Raw genomic sequence first — 13,370 nt, 5'->3', positions numbered from 1 at the left:
GATGCTCGCGCACCGTGGACCGCGGACGATCGACCTGGACCCCGCGGTGGCCGACGAGCGGCGGCTCGCATGGGTGTACCTGTCGCGGGTGGTGCAGGGTCCGTGCGCGCCGCTGTCGGCCTTGATCGAATCGGTCGGACCGGTGGAAGCGGCGCGCGCGGTGCGCGAACGCGATCTACCGGAATCCTTACGCGGACCGACCGATCAGCGGCGTGACAACGACTGCGCGGCAAGGGATCTAGACGTGATAGGAGCGCTCGGAGGTCGGGTGGTGACGCCGGATGATTCGGAATGGCCCGCCTGGCGGATGCTGGGATTGGCACAGTTGGAGACCGGCCGGGATCAGGACGGCGCGGTCCCCCTGGTGCTGTGGGTGCGCGGATCGCGATCACTGATCGACGCCACCGAGCGCGCGCTGGCCGTGGTCGGCGCGCGGTGCAGTACCGGATACGGCGATCGGGTGACCGGCGAGATCACCGGAGATCTCGCCGCGCGCGGCTGGACGATCGCGTCCGGTGCGGCCTTCGGCATAGACGCCGTGGCGCACCGGGCGGCGCTGGCCGTGGGCGGGACGACGATCGCGGTCCTGGCCTGCGGTGTCGACAAGCCCTATCCCGCGCAGCACGACCGGCTGCTCGCCGAAATCGCCGACGTCGGACTGGTGGTCAGCGAATATCCGCCGGGCACGGTCGCGCGCAAACATCAATTCCTGGCCAGGAATCGAATAATCGCCGCTCTCGCCGACGGTGTACTCGTGGTCGAAGCGGGCCTGCGCAGCGGCGCGCGGAACACCGTGAAATGGGCACGCCGAATGGGCCGTCCCGCACTCGCGACACCGGGCCCGGTGACCTCGGCCGCCTCCGTCGGCTGCCACCGCATGATCCGTGACGGCGAGGCGCTGCTGGTCACCCGCGCGTGCGAGGTGATCGACGAGGCGGGCCCACTACGCCTGTCTCTGCCTGACGCCTCGCCGACGTCGAACGCCCCGGCCCAGGCACTGACCGGCACCCGCGCCACCGTCTACGCGACCCTCCCGACGATCGGTGCTCGCCTCCCCGCCGCCCTGGCGACACAGACGGGTCTACCGGTGCCGGAGATCCGCGCCGCGTTGACCGAACTGGAACTGGCCGGGCTGGTCGGCCTCGACGACACCGGCTGGCATCGTGTCCCTCCCGGCCGTGGCACGGGATAGGTGTGGGAGCGTGGCTGTCGCGTGCCGACCCGTCGCCCGGACCTCGAACGATGTCTGCGGTGCCGCCGGATGGGCCACCTGCCCGAACACCCCGGCGGCGAACGGGCTGTCGAGGGCCCACTCGAACGGGGCGACCCGACGAAGAATCGGTGTGCGCGAGAGCGGGTCGGGCGGCGATCAACACCGCGACCAACGCCGTGGCGCCGAGGCGGGGACAACTCACTCGACCGCCTACTCCTCACGAGTACCGCCCCCGATACGGATCGTTGCTGGTCGGCGTCGGCTGCCGTGAGGTCGATCAGGAGCGGACCGAGCCGAGCGGGGCCGCAAGTGTCGACACGGCCGTCGCGTAGTGGTGTGCGGACAGACGCCGCGGTGTGCGCACGGCGTGCGCCGACGGGCAGGGTGCGCGCGGTCGTGCGTACCGCCGCGCGGCGGGGTACCGGCGCGGGGGCTTGCCAAGGAGGGGGTGGGGGGTGACGGTGGTGGGGTGGAGGAGTTACCGGAGGATCTGGGTGCGTTGGTGCGGGAATACGGGCGGCATCTGCGGTTGGGGCGGAACAGGTCGGCGCATACCGTGCGGGCCTATCTGGGGGACGCGCGCTCGCTGTTGGCGCATCTCTACGCGCAGTCGCCGGATTCGGCGATAGGGGAGTTGGATCTGAGTCTGCTGCGTTCGTGGCTGGCGGCGCAGTCGGCGGGAGGTGCGGCGCGCACGACGATGGCGCGGCGCGCGTCGTCGGCGCGCACGTTCACCGCGTGGCTGACCGCCAACGGCAGGCTCCCGGTCGATCCGGGGTTGCGATTGGGATCGCCCTCGTCGCATCGGGTGCTTCCGGCCGTCCTCGGTCAGCGACAGGCCGTCGGTGCGATGGAAGCGGCGCAATCGGGTGCGGCCCAGCAGGATCCGATGGCGTTGCGGGACCGGCTGATCGTCGAGTTGCTGTACGCCACCGGGATCAGGGTCGGCGAATTGTGCGGGCTCGATATCGACGATGTCGATCGGGAGCGACGGCTGGTGCGGGTGCTCGGTAAAGGGAACAAGGAGCGGTCGGCTCCGTTCGGCGGACCCGCCGACGAGGCGATCGAACGGTGGCTGCGTTCCGGCCGCCCGTCTTTCGCCCGCCCGGATTCCGGTCGCGCCCTGCTGCTCGGCAGGCGCGGTCGTCGGCTCGACCAACGTCAGGCCAGAACCGTTGTGCACGAAGTCGTTTCCGCGATTCCCGGAGCACCGGATATCGGGCCGCACGGGTTGCGGCACAGCGCGGCGACGCATCTGCTCGAAGGGGGCGCCGATCTTCGGGTGGTCCAGGAACTGCTCGGCCACGCCAGTATGGCGACGACCCAGCTCTACACCCATGTGTCCGTCGAACGATTGCGGAAGGTGCACGACCAGGCTCATCCGCGCGCGTGACATTCCGGCGGAACGGGATGTGACGAGCGAGGCGAACTCGTATTCTGAAACGAGTTCTAGTTTTGGGAGGATCCATCCGGATGAGCACGCATACCGTCCTCGGTCGCGAAGTCCAGATGCCGGTGCGGATCCGGCACGCGCGCGCCTTCATGGCTTCCTACCGCGTTCCGGCCGACGCCGCGCAGCGACTCATCGACTATTCCGGCCTCCGCGTCCTGCGGGTGCCGCGAGATCGCGCACTGTGCACCCTCGTCTTCGTCGAGTACATCGACGGCGACCTCGGGCCGTACAACGAATTCGGCGTGTCGTTCATGGTTCGCCACCACGCGGCCGCGCGCGATGGCGGCCTCGCTGACCTGCGGGCCCTCGCGACGGGGAAGGCGGGTGTCTTCATCCACCAACTGCCGGTGGACGGCGATTTCACCCTCGCCGCCGGACGCGGGATCTGGGGGTTCCCGAAGGAGATCGCGGAATTCGACGTGAATCACGAGGGCGGACTTCGTCGTGGGGTTCTCCGTCAGAACGGCGACCTCGTCGTCGATCTCTCGGTGAAAACCGGCCTGTCCACGCCCGGTGGCCGTGGCGCGGGGACCTCCTTCGATGCCTATTCCCATATCGACGGCCTGACCAGGTGCACGGAATGGGAGATGGCGCCGTCCGGTATGCGGGCCCGCCCCGGTGGGGTGGAGTTGCGGCTCGGCGACCATCCGATCGCCGCGGAATTGGCCGGTCTCGGACTTCCCGCCCGCGCGCCGATGGCATCGACGGTCGACCGCCTCACCATGACTTTCCAGGACGCCGTCACCGTCTGAGGGCCCGGGGAACGCGTAATGTATTCGGCTGTGACCGACGGGTTCTCGATCGTGGGATTCGAGGGATCGCGGCGGCGCGTTTGCCGGTGCCGCACGGCGTAGTGCGTGGACGGTCACTTCCCTCGGCGTTAGGCTGGCGTAGCGGTATGTTTGCTCCGATCCGGAAATCGACAAGGGATGGAGACGTCCATGAACCCGGAGGCTCGGCTGCGTCCAGCGGTTCGGCCCCCTGGGGTGCGTGAATTCCGGTCGTACCCTGGGGAATTCCTCGGATATGTCCTGCGGGCACGCGGAGATGCGGGGACGCCCGATGCGGTGGACATGCCCGTATCCGGCAACTACCTGGACAACAGCGAATGCGAGATTTCCGCCGCGCGGACGGTCCGTGAGCGACGACCGCTGAGCGTGATCGGTGACGAATCGGTCCGCCACGCCCGGACGCACGCGGCACCCGCGTCCGGCACCCGCCCGTTCGTCCGCGGATCCGGTGTCGGCGGTGGAGCGCCATGACCCTGCCGAGCCCGGCGGAGGAGTCCGAGGAAGGCGAGGAGGAGGTCGACTACCGCTTCACCCTCGCCAACGAACGAACCTTTCTGGCCTGGATGCGGACCGCGCTCGGCTTGCTCGCCGGTGGTGTGGCGGTGCATACCCTGGTCCAGCCCATGCACCTGCCCGGCATCCGCCGGGCGATCGGGATGAGTTGTCTGGTGCTCGCGGTGATCGTCGCGGTGGGAGCCTACGGGCACTGGCGCGGGGTGCGCGAGGCGATGCGGAATGGTCGGCCGCTTCCATCGAACCTGCTGGTCCCGATCCTGTCGGCGGGTATCGGCGTCGTGTCGGTGCTGGCCTGCGTGGCGGTGTTGCTGCGATGACCGGAACAGGTACGCCGCCGCCCGGCGCGGGCCCCGATGTCGGCTTGGCCGCCGAGCGCACCGCCTTGGCCTGGCGGCGCACCGCCATCTCGGCGATGGTGATCGCCGTCCTGTTCCTGAACCACGCCGCGGTCAACGGGTGGCGCGCGTTCGGAACCGCGCCGCTGGCGGCGGCGGGGACGATGATCGCGCTGGCGCTGCTCGGATTCTTCCGCAGCCGCGATCTGCGCGCGGGCCGCCGCGACATCGAGAACGGCGCGATCGCGATGGCCACGGTGGCGGTGGTCGTGGTCGCGGGGATCGCGGCGGGTCTGGGATTCGTGTATCCGGGGCCGTGAGGAACGACAGGACGGTATTCGGCAGAGCACAGGAGGACGGATATGAGCACAGCGACCGAACCCAGCACCGTCATCGCGGCCGCGCAACGGCGTGCCGCCGCGGCCCTGCCGTTCGCGGACGAGACGGATCGGGCCGACGCGCGCCGAGGATTCATCGCCGCGCTCGATCCGGGCGTGGTCACCATGGCCGACGGAACCGTGGTGTGGGACAGCGATTCCTACGAATTCCTGCGAGAACCCTGCCCGGCGTCCGTGCATCCGGGCCTGTGGCGGCAATCCGGGCTGGTCGTGGAACAGGGACTGTTCGAGGTCACCGAGGGGATCTATCAGATCCGAGGTCTCGATCTGTCGAATATGACTCTGGTAGAAGGTGATTCGGGTGTCGTGGTGATCGATCCGCTGCTGTGCGCCGAAACCGCCGCCGCCGGGCTCGCGCTCTATCGCGCGCACCGCGGCGATCGGCCGGTGACCGGTCTCGTCTACACCCATTCGCACGTCGACCATTTCGGCGGGGCGCTCGGCGTCACCACCGAGGAGGAGGTCGCGGCGGGTCGCTGCCCGGTACTCGCCCCGGCGGGTTTCCTGGAACACGCGGTGGCAGAGAACGTCTACGCCGGAGCGGCGATGGCCCGTCGCGCCGCGTACATGTACGGCGCGGTGCTGCCGCGCGGTCCGCTCGGACAGGTGGGCGCCGGTCTCGGGCAGACCACCTCGCTCGGCACCGTCACCCTGATCCCGCCGACCGTCGACATCATCGAGACCGGTCAACGGGAGATCGTCGACGGGGTGCATATGGTTTTCCAGATCACGCCGGGAACCGAGGCGCCAGCGGAGATGAATTTCCACCTCCCCGATCATCGGGCGCTGTGCATGGCCGAGAACGCCACGCATACACAGCACAATCTGCTCACCCTGCGCGGCGCGCTGGTGCGTGATCCCCATATCTGGGCGAAATACCTGACCGAATCCATCAACCTGTTCGCCCGCGACGCCGACGTGGTGTTCGCCTCGCACCACTGGCCGACCTGGGGCACCGATCGTCTGGTGGAATATCTCGCGCTGCAACGAGATCTGTACGGTTACCTGCACGATCAGACGGTGCGACTGCTGAATCAGGGCTACCTCGGCACCGAGATCGCCGAGCGTTTCGCCCTGCCGCCCGCGATCGATGCGGCCTGGCACACGCGAGGTTTCTACGGTTCGGTGAGCCACAACGTCAAAGCGATCTACCAGCGGTATATGGGCTGGTTCGACGGGAATCCGGCCACGTTGTGGGAATATCCGCCGGTCGAATCCGCCGAGCGGCACGTGGAATTCATGGGCGGAGCCGACGAGGTACTGCGCAAGGCCCGCGCGTCCTACGCGGCGGGTGATTACCGCTGGGTGGCGCAGGTCGTCAACTACGTGATCTTCGCCGATCCGGGTAATTCCGCGGCCAAGGAATTGCAGGCCAGTACCTTCGAACAGCTCGGCTACGGCGCGGAGAACGCCACCTGGCGCAATTTCTACCTCAGCGGCGCCTACGAATTGCGGTACGGCACCTTCGGGACGCCGACCACGCCGGAGTCCCCGACGGTGCTGTCGGCGCTGAGCACCGAGCAGATCTTCGACGCGCTGGCGCTGCGTGTCGACGGTCCCTCGGCCTGGGGGCACCGGCTGGTGACCGACTGGCATCTGGTCGACGAGGACCGCACCCATCGGGTGGAACTGCGCAACGGCCTGCTTGTCCACTACGACCGGCCCGACCACGTGAAGATGCCCGACCCGGACACCCTCTTCACGCTGACCCGCCGGACACTGATCCGGGTGCTGCTCGCCGGCGACGATTTCGGTGTCGCCGTCGCCGCGGGTGATATCGCCATCGAAGGCGATCCGGTCACCCTGGCCGATCTGGTCGGTGTCCTGGACACCCCTGATCCGGATTTCGCCATCGTCACGCCGTAGGTGACGCGCACCGGCTCCGTGCGGTCCGCCACGTCCGTCGATCAGGGCGAGGTGGGCAGCGCGGCGATATATCTGCCCGCGATGTACCGCTGGAGCGCTCGGACGACCGGGCCGCCGAGTCTCGTGTACCATGTCCCCGGTCGGGAAAAGGCGGTGACCACCCCGTAGACGCTGTCGTCGGCCGCGTCGTATTCCACCGCGAACAGTTCCTCGCCGATTTCCGGATGACCGGGCAGCGTGCCGTAGGCGAAACCGCTCCGGTCGGACTCCCCGAGCAGGTACACCACCCGGCAGGGAGCGGTGATCGCCAGCGGCCCGACGCCGAGCCGGACCGTCAGCAGTGTGCCGACCTCCGCTGTCGGTGTACTCGCCCCGTGGAAGATTCCGGTGCCCTTCTGCATCCGGTAGGCCAGGATCTCCACGCCCGCCCGCTCGAACAGCACACGTCCCGAACCGATTCGGCGTTTCAGCGTGAAGTGGTGGTACCCCTGCGGCAAGGTGCCCGCCGTCGCGCCGACCTCCGCGTAGGTGAGCGTAGCGCCCGATTCGTTGCTCATAGGCGAATCGTCGTCGCCTTCGGGCGGGGAAGGACGCGCGGGGTATCCAACCGGTCTCCGCCGAGCGACCGCGCAGGGCGGTGTCGTGTTCGGGAACGGTCGTCCTCACCGCGCACCGACCGGCTTCAGCCGCAACGGCGACAAGTGCAGCAGCGCAAGGGGATCGAGATATTCGCGCGGGTTTCCCGCGCCCGCCTCGCGCCGCAGACCCCAGTGCAGGCAGGCCGCCGCAGCGCACCCCTCGTGCCCGGCGTCCAACTCTCCGATCCTGCTACCGCGCCCGACCCGGCTGCCGATCGAAACCCGCGCTCGCACAGGTTCATACGTCGTCCGCAGCCCGCCGGGATGGTCGATCGACACGACCGGCCTGCCCGCCACCTCCCCGGCGAACACCACGATTCCGGCCCCGGCAGCGAGCACATCCTGTCCGGGAACGCCCGCCAGATCCACTCCACGATGCCCGGGCAGCCAGTCTCGGGCCGGTTTGTCGAAGCGGCGCTCCACATGCGGGCGCGGGCGCAACGGCCAGTCGAATTCGCCGGTGGGCGCCGCCGAGGCCGGATGCGAGGAATGCAGCGCTATCGCAGCGACGAGTCCGACGGCTAATCCGGTGGTCCGGCGCGTAGTCGGGGCGGCTGGCGGGTGCCTGTCCACCGGGCGAACAAGCCGGTCGTCGGCCCCGAGTGCGACGGCTGATGCGGTGGTCCGGCGCGTAGTCGGGGCGGCTGGCGGGTGCCTGTCCACCGGACGAACAAGCCGGTCGTCGGCCGCGAGTCCGACGGTGAATCCGGTGGTCAGGCGCGTAGTTCGGGTGGCCGACGAGTGCCTGCCCGCCGGAGGATCGGGCCGGTGGCATACCGGGGTTCGGCGTGCCCCGAGCCGGATCGCCGTGCGTCTCATCGCGACGAGCACCAGGGCATGCGCGCGGCATCGAGGGAAGTGGAGGGAATCGCCGTCCACGGGATCCGCGCGGGTCCGAGGACGCGCAGACGGCAGGGGGCCGAGCGTAGCCAGCCTTGCGGCACGCACGCCGAACCGGTACACGCCGTCGCGATACCCGAGGGTGGCTGCGCGACGGCGGGACAGGCCAGGACCAGGGACAACGCGAACATCAGTGGGACCAGCGCGGTCACCGTCACCGAGATACGATTCATGTCTCGACATTCGCCGATCGACCGGGCCGCCGGGGTCGCGAATTGTCGAATGTGGACAACTTTCGACCTGTGGACACCGTGTGTTTCGCCTGGCCGGTGCCTCTGCGCCCGGCCGATTTAGGTCGCGGGGACCGCGCGTCGTAGACTGATCGAGCGGTCTGTGCTGGCACGGACCGACTTCGCGCGCCGCCCGTGCTTGTTCGTTACGGCGCTGTTCGAACCGGACCTCATGGGAGATCGTTCGGGGCAGCGCATGTGCGGAGCAGGGAATCGCCGGCTGGTCCCGATCCACGTGATCGGGTCCGGTGATTCGGAGGCGCCAGGGCAGTGGATCGCCGATCCGCTGCGTCAACCGGCTAGGAAAGAGAGATACGAGAGCTATGGCTGTCGTAACAATGAAGCAGCTGCTGGACAGCGGCGCGCACTTCGGACACCAGACCCGTCGGTGGAACCCGAAGATGAAGCGGTTCATCTTCACCGACCGCAACGGCATCTACATCATCGACCTGCAGCAGACGCTGACCTACATCGACAAGGCCTACGAGTTCGTCAAGGAGACCGTCGCCCACGGTGGCACCGTTCTCTTCGTCGGCACCAAGAAGCAGGCCCAGGAGTCGATCGCGGCCGAGGCGACTCGCGTCGGGATGCCCTACGTCAACCAGCGCTGGCTGGGTGGCATGCTCACCAACTTCTCCACCGTGCACAAGCGTCTGCAGCGCCTCAAGGAGCTCGAGGCGATGGAGCAGACCGGTGGTTTCGAGGGTCGCACCAAGAAGGAAATCCTCATGCTCACGCGTGAGATGAACAAGCTCGAGCGCACCCTCGGCGGTATCCGCGACATGGCCAAGGTGCCTTCGGCCATCTGGGTCGTCGACACCAACAAGGAGCACATCGCCGTCGGCGAGGCTCGCAAGCTGAACATCCCGGTCATCGCGATCCTGGATACCAACTGCGACCCCGACTTGGTCGACTACCCGATCCCGGGTAACGACGACGCGATCCGTTCGGCCGCCCTGCTGACCAAGGTCGTCGCCTCCGCGGTGGCCGAGGGCGTGCAGGCCAGGGCCGGCGGCTCCGCGAGCGACGACAAGCCGGAAGCCGGCGCGGGCGAGCCCCTCGCCGAGTGGGAGCAGGAACTGCTCTCGCAGGCTGCCCCCGCCGCCGAGGCCGCTCCGGCCGAAGCCGCCCCTGCCGAGGCTGCCCCCGCGGAGGCCGCCCCCGCCGAGGCCGCTCCTGCCGAGACCCAGGCCTGAGACGTACCTGGAACGCGGTATTCAGACACTGTTCCGGCGGTGATCACGAGGCTGTGCCATCGTGATCACCGCTGCCCAGTACTCAGGAGCGTTCGGGCGGACAACAGTCGCCGCCCGTCGCGCACTCTCTCGAAGGAGGCTCGCCACCCATGGCGAACTACACCGCTGCCGATGTGAAGCGGCTCCGGGAGCTCACCGGCTCCGGGATGATGGACTGCAAGAACGCGCTGACCGAGACCGACGGTGATTTCGACAAGGCCGTCGAGGTGCTGCGCATCAAGGGTGCCAAGGACGTGGGCAAGCGCGCCGAGCGCGCCACGGCCGAGGGCCTGGTCGCGGCCAAGGACGGCGTCCTGGTCGAGATCAACTCCGAAACCGACTTCGTCGCCAAGAACGCGGAGTTCCAGACGCTGGCCGATCAGATCGTGGCCGCGGCCGCCGCCGCCAAGCCCGGCGATCTGGACGAGCTCAAGGCGCTGCCGCTGGACGGCAGGACCGTCGACGCCGCGCTGCAGGAGCTGGCCGCCAAGATCGGCGAGAAGCTCGAACTGCGTCGCGTCGTCTCCTACGACGGTCCCGTCGCGACCTACCTGCACAAGCGTGCCACCGATCTGCCGCCCGCCGTCGGCGTGCTGATCGAGTACACCGGCGAGGGTGACGCCGCGGCCGAGGCCGCACGTGCCGCCGCCATGCAGGTCGCGGCCCTCAAGGCCAAGTACGTGACCCGCGACGAGGTGCCTACCGACATCGTGGAGAACGAGCGCCGCATCGCCGAGCAGACCGCTCGCGAAGAGGGCAAGCCCGAGGCCGCGCTGCCGAAGATCACCGAAGGCCGCGTCAACGGCTTCTTCAAGGATGTCGTGCTGCTCGAGCAGGCGTCCGTCACGGATTCGAAGAAGACGGTCAAGGCGCTGCTGGACGAGGCCGGTGTCACCGTGAGCCGCTTCGCCCGCTTCGAGGTCGGTCAGGCCTGATCTGCTCGAAAGGCCTCTCGCACGTCGATCCCGATGTGCGAGAGGCCTTTTGCGTGCGTACCGCCCGCCCGCCGGCGCATTACTGAAGCGCGTACGTTTCGAAGGCGGTCCCGGAACGTCACGCGGGCAGTGATCCGCGCGAGGTCCCACGTCCGAGGGGGGCTTCTGTGGCCGCCGAAACCCCGTAAGGCAGGATGGGAGCGCTCTGTGTAGCGCAAACCACTCCGAATTACCGTTGACACCCGAGCCTGCCGAGCGGGCACAGCACCGAGGGAGAAGAGCACCGATGACGGACCCCGGGACCGACCGTCCAGGATATCGCCGTGTGCTTCTGAAATTAGGTGGGGAGATGTTCGGCGGAGGCACCGTCGGACTCGACCCGGATGTCGTGCAGACGGTCGCCGAGCAGATCGCCGAGGTGGTCGAGGACGGCATTCAGGTGGCCGTGGTGATCGGCGGCGGGAATTTCTTCCGCGGCGCCGAACTCGAGGAACGCGGCATGGACCGGGCTCGCTCCGATTACATGGGCATGCTCGGCACCGTGATGAACAGCCTTGCGCTGCAAGATTTTCTGCAGAAGCAGGGGATCGAGACCCGTGTGCAGACCGCGATCACCATGGGGCAGGTCGCCGAGCCGTATCTGCCGCTGCGGGCCAAACGCCACCTGGAGAAGGGGCGGGTCGTCATCTTCGGCGCGGGGATGGGCATGCCCTACTTCTCGACCGACACCACCGCCGCGCAGCGGGCGCTGGAAATCGGCGCCGAAGTGGTGCTGATGGCCAAGGCCGTCGACGGTGTGTTCAACGCCGACCCTCGGGTCGACGCGAACGCGACCATGTACACCGAGATCACCCACAAAGAGGTGATCGAACGCGGTCTGAAGGTCGCCGACGCCACCGCCTTCAGTCTCTGTATGGACAACCAGATGCCGATGCTGGTGTTCAATCTGTTGACGAAGGGCAATATCGCCCGTGCGGTCGCCGGTGAGAAGATCGGCACATTGGTTCGGTCCTGACCCCGCTACCCGCGGATCATGACGATGACGACGCTGTGGAGGAAACGGTCGTGATTGATGAAGCGCTCTTCGATGCCGAGGAGAAGATGGAGAAAGCCGTCTCGGTAGCGAAGGACGATCTCGGGAGCATCCGTACCGGCCGGGCCAACCCCGGCATGTTCTCCCGGATCGTCATCGACTACTACGGCTCTCCGACCCCGATCACCCAGGTGTCGAGCATCACGGTGCCCGAACCGCGCATGGTGGTCATCAAGCCCTACGAGCAGTCGCAGCTCGGTGTGATCGAAACCGCGATCCGGAACTCGGACCTCGGGGTCAATCCCACCAACAACGGCGACATCATCCGGATCTCCGTGCCGCAGCTCACCGAGGAGCGGCGCCGTGAACTGGCCAAACAGGCCAAGGGCAAGGGTGAGGACGCCAAGGTCTCGATCCGCAACGTCCGCCGTAAGGCCATGGACGAACTGTCGCGGATCCAGAAGGATGGCGAGGCGGGTGAGGACGAAGTCGGGCGCGCCGAGAAGGAACTCGACAAGACCACCGCGAAGTACGTCGGTCAGATCGACGAATTGGTCAAGCACAAGGAAACTGAACTGCTCGAGGTCTGAGGCATCACGGGTGTGGGCGGCGGGCCGGACGACACGGCCGCCGCGTGCGCGCGGATCGGTAACAGCCGAGGACATGCTCGAGTGGGGGACGAACGGAACGACGAGTTGAGCGACGGGACAATCGTGGCCGAGAAAGCCGCCGCGACCGGTGCGGCGAAGGAGCCGAAGCCGGCGAACGGCACACCTGAATCGCCGTACAGGCATTCCGGCGATGCTCCGACCGCAGGACCCCTCGGCGAGGAGCGGGCCGCCGATCTCGGTGCGGCGCCCGCACGCGAACCGTCCGCTCTCGCGCCTGCCGAATCGTCCCCGGCCGTGCCGGACGGGGACGCCGCGCCGTCCACCGAATCGATCGTCGCCGAAGCCGGTCACCCGGCCGAACCCCAGCCCGCCCCCTCGGGATCGCGAGCGGGCCGCAATCTGCCCGCCGCGCTCGCGGTCGGATTCGGCCTCGGTCTGTCGCTCATCGCGATCCTGCTGTTCGTCCCCAAGGTGTTCATCGCCGTGGCGGGCACTGCGGTCGGCGTGGCGACTTGGGAGGTCGCCAAGCGGCTGCGCGAGGCCGATGTCCTCGTCCCGAGGATTCCGCTCATCGTGGGTGGTCAGGCGGTGTTCTGGCTCGGCTGGCCGTACGGGGCCAGCGGCGTCGCCGGGGCCTTCGCCGGAACCGCGCTGGTGTGCATGGTGTGGCGACTCTTCGATCACGGACTCCGGACGGCACCGCGAAATTTCCTGCGCGACACCGCGATCACCGTGTTCACGCTCGCCTGGATCCCGCTGCTCGCTTCCTTCGCGACCCTGCTGCTGCTCGAACCCGACGGCAATCTGCGGGTGCTGACCTTCATGATCCTGGTCGTGTGCTCCGACGTCGGCGGCTACGTGGCCGGTGTGCTGTTCGGCAAGCATCCGATGGTGCCGTCGATCAGCCCGAAGAAGTCCTGGGAAGGGTTCTGCGGATCGCTGCTGTTCTGCGTCATCGGCGGACTGCTGACGGTGACATTGCTGCTCCAGGCCAATTCGATGGTCGGCGTCGTGCTCGGTGTCGGTCTGGTCGTGGTGGCGACCGTCGGCGATCTGATCGAATCGCAGATCAAACGCGAACTGGGCATCAAGGACATGGGCACGCTGCTGCCGGGGCACGGCGGCATCATGGACCGGCTGGATTCGATGCTGCCGTCGGCCTTCGTCTCCTGGCTGGTTCTGTCCACCCTGATCTGACCCGCGAGGACCTCCTGCG

General features: G+C 68.0%; 15 protein-coding genes. 12 read left to right on the top strand and 3 right to left on the bottom strand.

Going from position 1 to position 13,370, the window contains the following annotated elements:
* Position 1: 1 nt before the first annotated feature.
* From dprA to DAT37_RS37185, 7 genes are all read left to right on the top strand, one after another.
* Positions 2 to 1,192: a DNA-processing protein DprA gene (dprA, locus tag DAT37_RS37215; RefSeq protein ID WP_109529703.1), complete on the top strand. Its 1,191-nt coding sequence runs from the start codon at positions 2 to 4 to the stop codon at positions 1,190 to 1,192.
* 490 nt (positions 1,193 to 1,682) lie between these two features.
* Positions 1,683 to 2,606, top strand: coding sequence for a tyrosine recombinase XerC (locus tag DAT37_RS37210; RefSeq protein ID WP_198654631.1), 924 nt, complete (start codon positions 1,683 to 1,685; stop codon positions 2,604 to 2,606).
* Between the two features lie 80 nt (positions 2,607 to 2,686).
* Entirely contained in the window at positions 2,687 to 3,418 is a 732-nt protein-coding gene (locus DAT37_RS37205) for an acetoacetate decarboxylase family protein (RefSeq protein ID WP_109529631.1), read from the top strand.
* Between the two features lie 315 nt (positions 3,419 to 3,733).
* Positions 3,734 to 3,928 (top strand): hypothetical protein, encoded by a 195-nt coding sequence (locus tag DAT37_RS37200; protein WP_109529630.1) that lies wholly within the window; start codon positions 3,734 to 3,736, stop codon positions 3,926 to 3,928.
* A complete protein-coding gene (locus tag DAT37_RS37195) occupies positions 3,925 to 4,290 on the top strand; it encodes a YidH family protein (protein ID WP_109529629.1) in 366 nt (121 codons plus the stop codon). The genes DAT37_RS37200 and DAT37_RS37195 overlap by 4 nt, the downstream gene beginning before the upstream one ends.
* Positions 4,287 to 4,628, top strand: coding sequence for a DUF202 domain-containing protein (locus tag DAT37_RS37190; protein ID WP_109529628.1), 342 nt, complete (start codon positions 4,287 to 4,289; stop codon positions 4,626 to 4,628). The genes DAT37_RS37195 and DAT37_RS37190 overlap by 4 nt, the downstream gene beginning before the upstream one ends.
* A gap of 42 nt (positions 4,629 to 4,670) precedes the next feature.
* Entirely contained in the window at positions 4,671 to 6,572 is a 1,902-nt protein-coding gene (locus DAT37_RS37185; RefSeq protein WP_109529627.1) for an alkyl/aryl-sulfatase, read from the top strand.
* 41 nt (positions 6,573 to 6,613) lie between these two features.
* On the opposite strand, the gene DAT37_RS37180 is transcribed toward DAT37_RS37185, so the two are convergent.
* The 3 genes from DAT37_RS37180 to DAT37_RS37170 form a co-directional block, all read right to left on the bottom strand.
* Positions 6,614 to 7,129, bottom strand: a complete 516-nt coding sequence (locus DAT37_RS37180; protein WP_109529626.1) for a DUF1990 family protein — start codon at positions 7,127 to 7,129, stop codon at positions 6,614 to 6,616.
* Between the two features lie 105 nt (positions 7,130 to 7,234).
* Complete coding sequence (locus DAT37_RS45860) at positions 7,235 to 7,783, bottom strand: M23 family metallopeptidase (protein WP_408637483.1); 549 nt, start codon at positions 7,781 to 7,783, stop codon at positions 7,235 to 7,237.
* Positions 7,784 to 8,025: 242 nt separating this feature from the next.
* Complete coding sequence (locus DAT37_RS37170) at positions 8,026 to 8,283, bottom strand: hypothetical protein (protein WP_109529625.1); 258 nt, start codon at positions 8,281 to 8,283, stop codon at positions 8,026 to 8,028.
* A 380-nt stretch (positions 8,284 to 8,663) separates the two neighbouring features.
* Here DAT37_RS37170 and rpsB point away from each other — a divergent pair, with 380 nt between their 5' ends.
* The 5 genes from rpsB to DAT37_RS37145 all read left to right on the top strand — a co-directional run bounded on the left by rpsB (position 8,664) and on the right by DAT37_RS37145 (position 13,351).
* Positions 8,664 to 9,536 carry a 30S ribosomal protein S2 gene (gene rpsB, locus DAT37_RS37165; RefSeq protein ID WP_109529624.1) on the top strand — a complete coding sequence of 291 codons (873 nt, stop codon included), beginning with the start codon at positions 8,664 to 8,666 and terminating at the stop codon, positions 9,534 to 9,536.
* Positions 9,537 to 9,685: 149 nt separating this feature from the next.
* A complete protein-coding gene (tsf, locus tag DAT37_RS37160; RefSeq protein WP_109529623.1) occupies positions 9,686 to 10,510 on the top strand; it encodes a translation elongation factor Ts in 825 nt (274 codons plus the stop codon).
* A 286-nt stretch (positions 10,511 to 10,796) separates the two neighbouring features.
* On the top strand, positions 10,797 to 11,525 hold the full coding sequence (pyrH, locus tag DAT37_RS37155) for a UMP kinase (RefSeq protein WP_109529622.1): 729 nt from the start codon (positions 10,797 to 10,799) through the stop codon (positions 11,523 to 11,525).
* 50 nt (positions 11,526 to 11,575) lie between these two features.
* A complete protein-coding gene (frr, locus tag DAT37_RS37150) occupies positions 11,576 to 12,133 on the top strand; it encodes a ribosome recycling factor (RefSeq protein WP_109529700.1) in 558 nt (185 codons plus the stop codon).
* A 315-nt stretch (positions 12,134 to 12,448) separates the two neighbouring features.
* The gene (locus DAT37_RS37145) at positions 12,449 to 13,351 is read left to right on the top strand and encodes a phosphatidate cytidylyltransferase (protein WP_408637486.1); all 903 of its coding nucleotides are present in this window, start codon (positions 12,449 to 12,451) and stop codon (positions 13,349 to 13,351) included.
* The last annotated feature ends 19 nt before the right edge of the window (positions 13,352 to 13,370 follow it).

Origin of the sequence: Nocardia aurea (assembly GCF_003123685.1) — a bacterium.
GTDB classification, from domain to species: Bacteria; Actinomycetota; Actinomycetes; order Mycobacteriales; family Mycobacteriaceae; genus Nocardia; species Nocardia aurea.
This window is presented reverse-complemented; position numbering and strand designations above follow the sequence as displayed.